Source organism: Sphingomonas sp., assembly GCF_036387535.1.
Taxonomy (GTDB): Bacteria; Pseudomonadota; Alphaproteobacteria; order Sphingomonadales; family Sphingomonadaceae; genus Sphingomonas_R.
The window spans coordinates 1-6076 of record NZ_DASVTO010000023.1 but is presented as its reverse complement, the minus strand read 5'-3'; the positions used below and the strand labels follow the sequence as shown (position 1 = coordinate 6076).

General features: G+C 65.0%; 6 protein-coding genes. 4 read left to right on the top strand and 2 right to left on the bottom strand.

Annotation, left to right across the window (positions count from 1 at the left end):
- The first annotated feature begins 147 nt into the window (after nucleotides 1–147).
- On the top strand, nucleotides 148–1782 hold the full coding sequence (locus tag VF649_RS02230) for a CTP synthase (protein ID WP_331010328.1): 1635 nt from the start codon (nucleotides 148–150) through the stop codon (nucleotides 1780–1782).
- A gap of 35 nt (nucleotides 1783–1817) precedes the next feature.
- Here VF649_RS02230 and VF649_RS02225 read toward each other — a convergent pair whose 3' ends face one another.
- A complete protein-coding gene (locus tag VF649_RS02225) occupies nucleotides 1818–2024 on the bottom strand; it encodes a hypothetical protein (protein WP_331010327.1) in 207 nt (68 codons plus the stop codon).
- Between the two features lie 28 nt (nucleotides 2025–2052).
- Nucleotides 2053–2196 carry a hypothetical protein gene (locus tag VF649_RS02220; protein WP_331010326.1) on the bottom strand — a complete coding sequence of 48 codons (144 nt, stop codon included), beginning with the start codon at nucleotides 2194–2196 and terminating at the stop codon, nucleotides 2053–2055.
- Nucleotides 2197–2589: 393 nt separating this feature from the next.
- On the opposite strand from VF649_RS02220, the gene proS reads away from it, so the two are divergent.
- From proS to VF649_RS02205, 3 genes are all read left to right on the top strand, one after another.
- A complete protein-coding gene (proS, locus tag VF649_RS02215) occupies nucleotides 2590–3906 on the top strand; it encodes a proline--tRNA ligase (RefSeq protein WP_331010325.1) in 1317 nt (438 codons plus the stop codon).
- Between the two features lie 85 nt (nucleotides 3907–3991).
- Nucleotides 3992–5242: a lipoprotein-releasing ABC transporter permease subunit gene (locus VF649_RS02210; protein WP_331010329.1), complete on the top strand. Its 1251-nt coding sequence runs from the start codon at nucleotides 3992–3994 to the stop codon at nucleotides 5240–5242.
- Nucleotides 5235–5906 (top strand): ABC transporter ATP-binding protein, encoded by a 672-nt coding sequence (locus VF649_RS02205; RefSeq protein WP_331010324.1) that lies wholly within the window; start codon nucleotides 5235–5237, stop codon nucleotides 5904–5906. Before VF649_RS02210 ends, VF649_RS02205 begins: the two co-directional genes overlap by 8 nt.
- The last annotated feature ends 170 nt before the right edge of the window (nucleotides 5907–6076 follow it).

Here is a 6076-nt window from a genome sequence, read left to right as displayed (position 1 = left end):
CTCTAACCGACCGGAAATGAGATGAAATGGCTTGAGCCGTGTCGAGCGACATATGCCCCACGCCACGATCCATCCCCAGCTAAATCCGGTCGCATCGGAGTCGGGGCCTTGCCCTCTCCGGTCCCACGCCGCTAACGCGATACTCCCATGACACGGTTCATTTTCATCACCGGTGGCGTGGTCTCGTCACTCGGCAAGGGCCTTATGGCCGCCAGCCTCGCGGCGCTGTTGCAGGCGCGCGGATACACGGTGCGGATCCGCAAGTTCGATCCCTATCTGAACGTCGATCCCGGTACGATGTCGCCCTATCAGCATGGCGAAGTCTATGTGACCGATGACGGCGCGGAGACCGATCTGGACCTCGGGCATTATGAGCGCTTCACCGGCGTTCCCAGCCGGCAATCGGACAATATCACCTCCGGCCGCATCTATCAGACGATCATCGCCAAGGAACGGCGCGGCGATTATCTGGGCGCGACGGTGCAGGTGATCCCGCACGTCACCGACGCGATCAAGGAATTCGCGCGTGCGGATACGGACGGACTGGATTTCGTGCTCTGCGAGATTGGCGGCACCGTCGGCGATATCGAATCGCTGCCGTTCATGGAGGCGATCCGCCAGTTGCGGAACGATCTGGGCCGCGATCGCACCGCGTTCGTCCACCTGACGCTGGTGCCCTACATCGCGGCGGCGGGCGAATTGAAGACGAAGCCGACCCAGCACAGCGTGCGCGACCTGACCGCGCTCGGCATTCAGCCCGACGTGCTCGTCTGCCGCTGCGAACGGCCGTTGCCGGACAGCGACCGGGCAAAGATCGCGCTGTTCTGCAACGTCCGCAAGGAAGCCGTCATCCCTGCGCTGGATGCGAAGACGATCTACGGCGTCCCGCTGCAATATCATGTCGAGGGGCTCGACCGCGCTGTCCTCGACGCGTTCCACCTGGATGCCTCCGCACCGCTCGACCTGTCGCGCTGGAGCGAGATCGTGGAGCGGGTCGAACATCCCGAGGGCGAGGTCACGGTCGGCGTGGTCGGCAAATATGTCGGGCTGCAGGATGCGTACAAGTCGCTGCACGAAGCGCTGGTCCATGGCGGCATCGCCAACAAGGTGAAGGTCCATATCCGCTGGCTGGATGCCGAATTGTTCGAGCAGGACGCCGACGGGCTCGCCGCGCAACTGGAACCGCTGCACGCGATCCTGGTGCCGGGCGGATTCGGGGAACGCGGGTCGGAGGGCAAGATCGCCAGCGTGCGGTTCGCGCGCGAACGCAAGGTGCCCTATTTCGGCATCTGCCTCGGCATGCAGATGGCGTGCGTCGAAGGCGCGCGGAACACCGCCGGGATTGCGGGTGCGTCCACCACCGAATTCGGCGACACGTCGGAACCGGTGGTCGGCCTGATCACCGAATGGATGACGGAGGCCGGGTTGCAGACGCGTGCCGCGGGCGGCGACCTGGGCGGGACGATGCGGCTGGGCGCCTATGACGCGCAGCTGTCCGGCAACAGCCATGTCGCCAGCATCTATGGCGGCGAGGCGATCTCGGAACGGCATCGCCACCGGTATGAGGTCAACGTCCATTACCGCGACGCGCTGGAAAAGGGCGGGCTGGTATTTTCGGGCATGTCACCCGATGGCGAATTGCCCGAGATCGTCGAGCGGCCCGATCATCCCTGGTTCGTGGGTGTGCAGTTCCATCCCGAACTGAAATCCAAACCGTTCGATCCGCATCCGCTGTTCAAGAGCTTCATCGCGGCCGCAGTGGCGCAAAGCCGCCTCGTCTGAGGCGCGCGGCGCCGGTCTGACCGCGGCTGGACGGGCTAGGGTTCTATTTTCGCCACGAGGGTGTGGAGGTCGTCGAGACTGGTAGCATCGTTAGCCGGGGTTACGGCGCCGTCCGGTTCGGGAGTCATGTAGCTGGTGAACGACACGGCGGACCAGCAGATGCCGGCGGCCCAGAACAGGGCACGCCAGCGGCTGCGGAACAGGCTGCTGTAGCGGTTGGGCACCATGTCGACACCCTGCACCGCCTTTGCCTAGCATCGGGTAAAACGATCAGCCGTCCGTCGTCGGCAGATCGGACGGCGTCGGGACGACCGGATCACTGGGCGTCGGGGGCGTGGGATCGACCGGGGTCGGCACGGGGACGTCGACCGGCGTTGAACCGGGGACTTCGGGGATGGGGGGCTGGCTGGCCATGATTGCTCCTGATGATGAGTGATCAGGAAACGCGTGGAGATCGGATCGGGCGCATCGGTTGAGCGGAAGCCAACAAAAAAGCAAACGCCCGGGTCGTTTCCGACCCGGGCGCCTGCGTGACGATGACTCGTCAGCCCCCATTTTTTGCCTGGGCTCTCAATGGACCGCCCCCTGACGACCCATGGGCTCCAAAGCCTCCCCGAACCATGGCGTTGCCTGTGTTCGTGAGCAAAGAGCTACGCCCTGATCGCGCGCCTGTCATCCATTGAGAAACATCAAGTGTGCGAAAGACGGCACCCTGTGTCAGTGTTGCAACATATCTGCTCGACTTGTCGCCGGACGGCGGCCGTCCTAGAGCGGGCGCGCCCTGTCACAGACCCGGATCCCCGTTCGATGCGCCTTTCCCGATATCTGTTGCCCGTGATGAAGGAATCGCCGGCCGACGCCCAGATCGTCAGTCACAAGCTGATGCTGCGCGCGGGATTGGTGCGGCAGACCGCGGCCGGCATCTATGCATGGCTGCCGCTGGGGCTGAAGGTATTGCGCAACATCGAACGGATCGTACGCGAGGAGCAGGACCGGTCGGGCGCGGTCGAACTGCTGATGCCGACGATGCAGTCGGCCGAGTTGTGGCGGCAGTCCGGTCGATACGACGCCTATGGCCCGGAAATGCTGCGGATTACCGACCGGCATGACCGCGAAATGCTGTTCGGACCGACCAACGAGGAAATGGTGACGGCGCTGTTCCGCGATGCGGCGCGCAGCTACCGCGACCTGCCGCGCACGCTTTACCACATCCAGTGGAAGTTCCGGGACGAGGTGCGGCCGCGCTTCGGCGTCATGCGCGGGCGCGAATTCCTGATGAAGGATGCCTATTCGTTCGACATGGACGAGGCGGGCGCGCGGCACAGTTACAACCGGATGTTCGTGGCGTATCTGCGCACCTTCGCCCGCATGGGCCTTCGCGCGATCCCGATGCAGGCGGATACCGGCCCGATCGGCGGCGACCTGAGCCATGAGTTCATCGTGCTGGCGCCGACCGGCGAAAGCGACGTTTTCTATCACAGCAACTGGGATGCGGCGGCCGAGCCGGCAGAGGTCGATTTCGATGACGCCGCCGCGTTGCAGGCGATCGTCGACGGCTATACGGCCGATTATGCCGCGACCGACGAGAAGCGCGATCCGGCGGCGGAGGCCGCGGCGGGCGATGCGCTGCGCCAGTCGCGCGGGGTCGAGGTCGGGCACATCTTCTACTTCGGGACCAAATATTCGGCATCGATGGGACTGGCGGTGCAGGGCGCGGACGGTGCGCCGGTCCACCCGCATATGGGCAGCTATGGTATCGGGGTCAGCCGGCTGGTCGGCGCGATCATCGAGGCGAGCCATGACGACCGCGGCATCATCTGGCCGGATGCGGTGGCGCCCTATGCCGTCGGGCTGATCAACATGCGTGCCGACGACCCGGCCTGCACCGCGGCGGCGGACGATCTCTACAAGCGACTGCAAGCTGGAGGGTTCGAGGTGCTGTATGACGACCGCGACGAGCGCGGCGGCGCCAAGTTCGCGACCATGGACCTGATCGGTGTGCCCTGGCAGATCGTGATCGGTCCCAAGGGGCTGGAAAAGGGCGTCGTCGAGGTGAAGCGGCGCGCGACCGGCGAGAAGCTGGAACTGTCGGTCGAGGCCGCGGTGGCGCGGGTGGCGGGGTGAGGGCCGGATCCCGTACCCCTGCGCGGGCGGGGGTCCGCTTGGAATGCAGCGTCTGTTCACATTGCGTCCGCCAAGTGGCGTCGTCATGATCCTCAATCGCTACGAACGCATGATCGCCCGGCGGTACCTGCTGCCGGGACGCAGCGAATCCTTCATCTTCGTGGTCGCGTCGATCAGCATGGTCGGGGTGATGCTGGGCGTGGCTGCACTGATCACCGTGATGAGCGTGATGAACGGGTTCCGCGCCGACCTGTTCGACAAGACCGCGGGGCTGAACGGGCATGCGGTGGTGCAGGGCTATGGCGGATCGTTGCCGGACTGGCGCACGATCGCGGCGGAGGCGCGGCGAACGCCGGGGGTGGTATCGGCGACGCCGCTGATCGAAAAACCGTTGATGGGCAGCCTGAACGGGCGTGTCGCCGGCATCATCGTGCGCGGGATGGAGATGCGCGACATCGTCGGCAATCCGCTAATCCGTGATCATGTCGTCGCGGGCAGCCTGGACAATATCCGCCCGGGATCGGGCGAGGTCGCCATCGGTGCGCGGCTGGCGGAGACGCTGGGCGCATCGGTCGGCGCCCCGATCACGGTGATCAGTCCGCAGGGGCAGACGACCCCGTTCGGCACGCTGCCGCGATCGGTCGGTTATACGGTAGGCGCGATCTTTGAAGTCGGCGTTTATGATTATGACAATGCGTTCGTCATCATGCCGATGTCAGATGCGCAGACATTGCTGATGCTGGGCGACAGCGTCGAGATGGTCGAACTGGTCACGACCGATGCCGACCGCGTGCAGGACATCATCAAGCCGCTGGTGCCCAAGGTATCGGGCCAGGCCGAGATCCGCGACTGGCGCCAGAACAATGCCAGCCTGTTCGAGGCGCTGTCGGTCGAACGCGTTGTCATGTTCTGGATCCTGTCGCTGATCATCCTGGTCGCGGCGTTCAACATCCTGTCGTCGCTGATCATGCTGGTGCGAGCCAAGACGCGCGACATCGCGATCCTGCGCACCATGGGCGCATCGCGCGGGGCGATGATCCGGATTTTCATGACGGTGGGGGTGTCGGTGGGTGCGCTGGGGACGCTGGCGGGGGTTCTGCTCGGGTTCATCCTGCTGCGGTTCCGGCAGGATATCGTCGACGGGGTGCAATATATTTCCGGTCAGAACTTGTGGGATCCATCGATCCGGTTCCTGACCGAAATGCCGGCGCGGACCGATCCGGTCGAGGTATTCGCGATCGTGGCGATGGCGATCGGCTCGACCTTCCTGTTCACGCTGTATCCGGCGTGGAAGGCGGCGAATACCGATCCGGTGCAGGTGTTGCGCTATGAGTAATGTCCTGGAGGTCACCGACCTGCGCCGCAGTTTCCAGCAAGGGGGCGAGACGATCGCGGTGTTGCGCGGCGTCGACCTGAGCGTCGGTGCGGGTGAAATCGTGGCGTTGGTGGGGCCGTCCGGGTCGGGCAAGTCGACGCTGTTGCAGGCGGTCGGCTTGCTGGAAGGCGGGTTCGAGGGATCGATTCGGATCGCGGGCGAGGAAGCGGCGCGCCTGGACGCGCAGGGCCGGACGCGGGTGCGGCGCGACTCCCTGGGTTTCATCTATCAATTCCATCACCTGCTGCCGGATTTCACCGCGGCGGAGAATGTGGTGCTGCCGGCGCTGATCCGCGGCGGCACGCGGGCGGCGGCGCAGGAGCGGGCCGAAACGCTGCTGGCGGCGCTCGGCCTGGCGAACCGGATGGCGCACCGCCCCAGCGCGCTGTCGGGCGGCGAGCAGCAGCGCGTCGCGGTCGCGCGGGCGCTGGCCAACCGGCCGGCGCTGGTGCTGGCGGACGAACCGACCGGCAACCTGGATGAACATACCGCAGATATCGTGCTGGCCGAGTTCCTGCGGCTGGTGCGCGGCGAAGGCTCGGCGGCGCTGGTCGCGACCCACAATGAACGGCTGGCGGCAAAGATGGACCGCGTGGTGCGGCTGCATGACGGCATATTGGCCTGACGCGCAATCGTCATCGAATGTGCATGAAAATGTCGTTTCACCCACTTACCGCAACCAGAAATGAGGTTAATTCGCGGTAATCTTTGGGGGGATAGCTATGTCATTTCGTGCATTGATCCGTAGCGCAGTCGTTGTGGCCTTGATCGCGACAACCGCGGCGCCGGCGATGG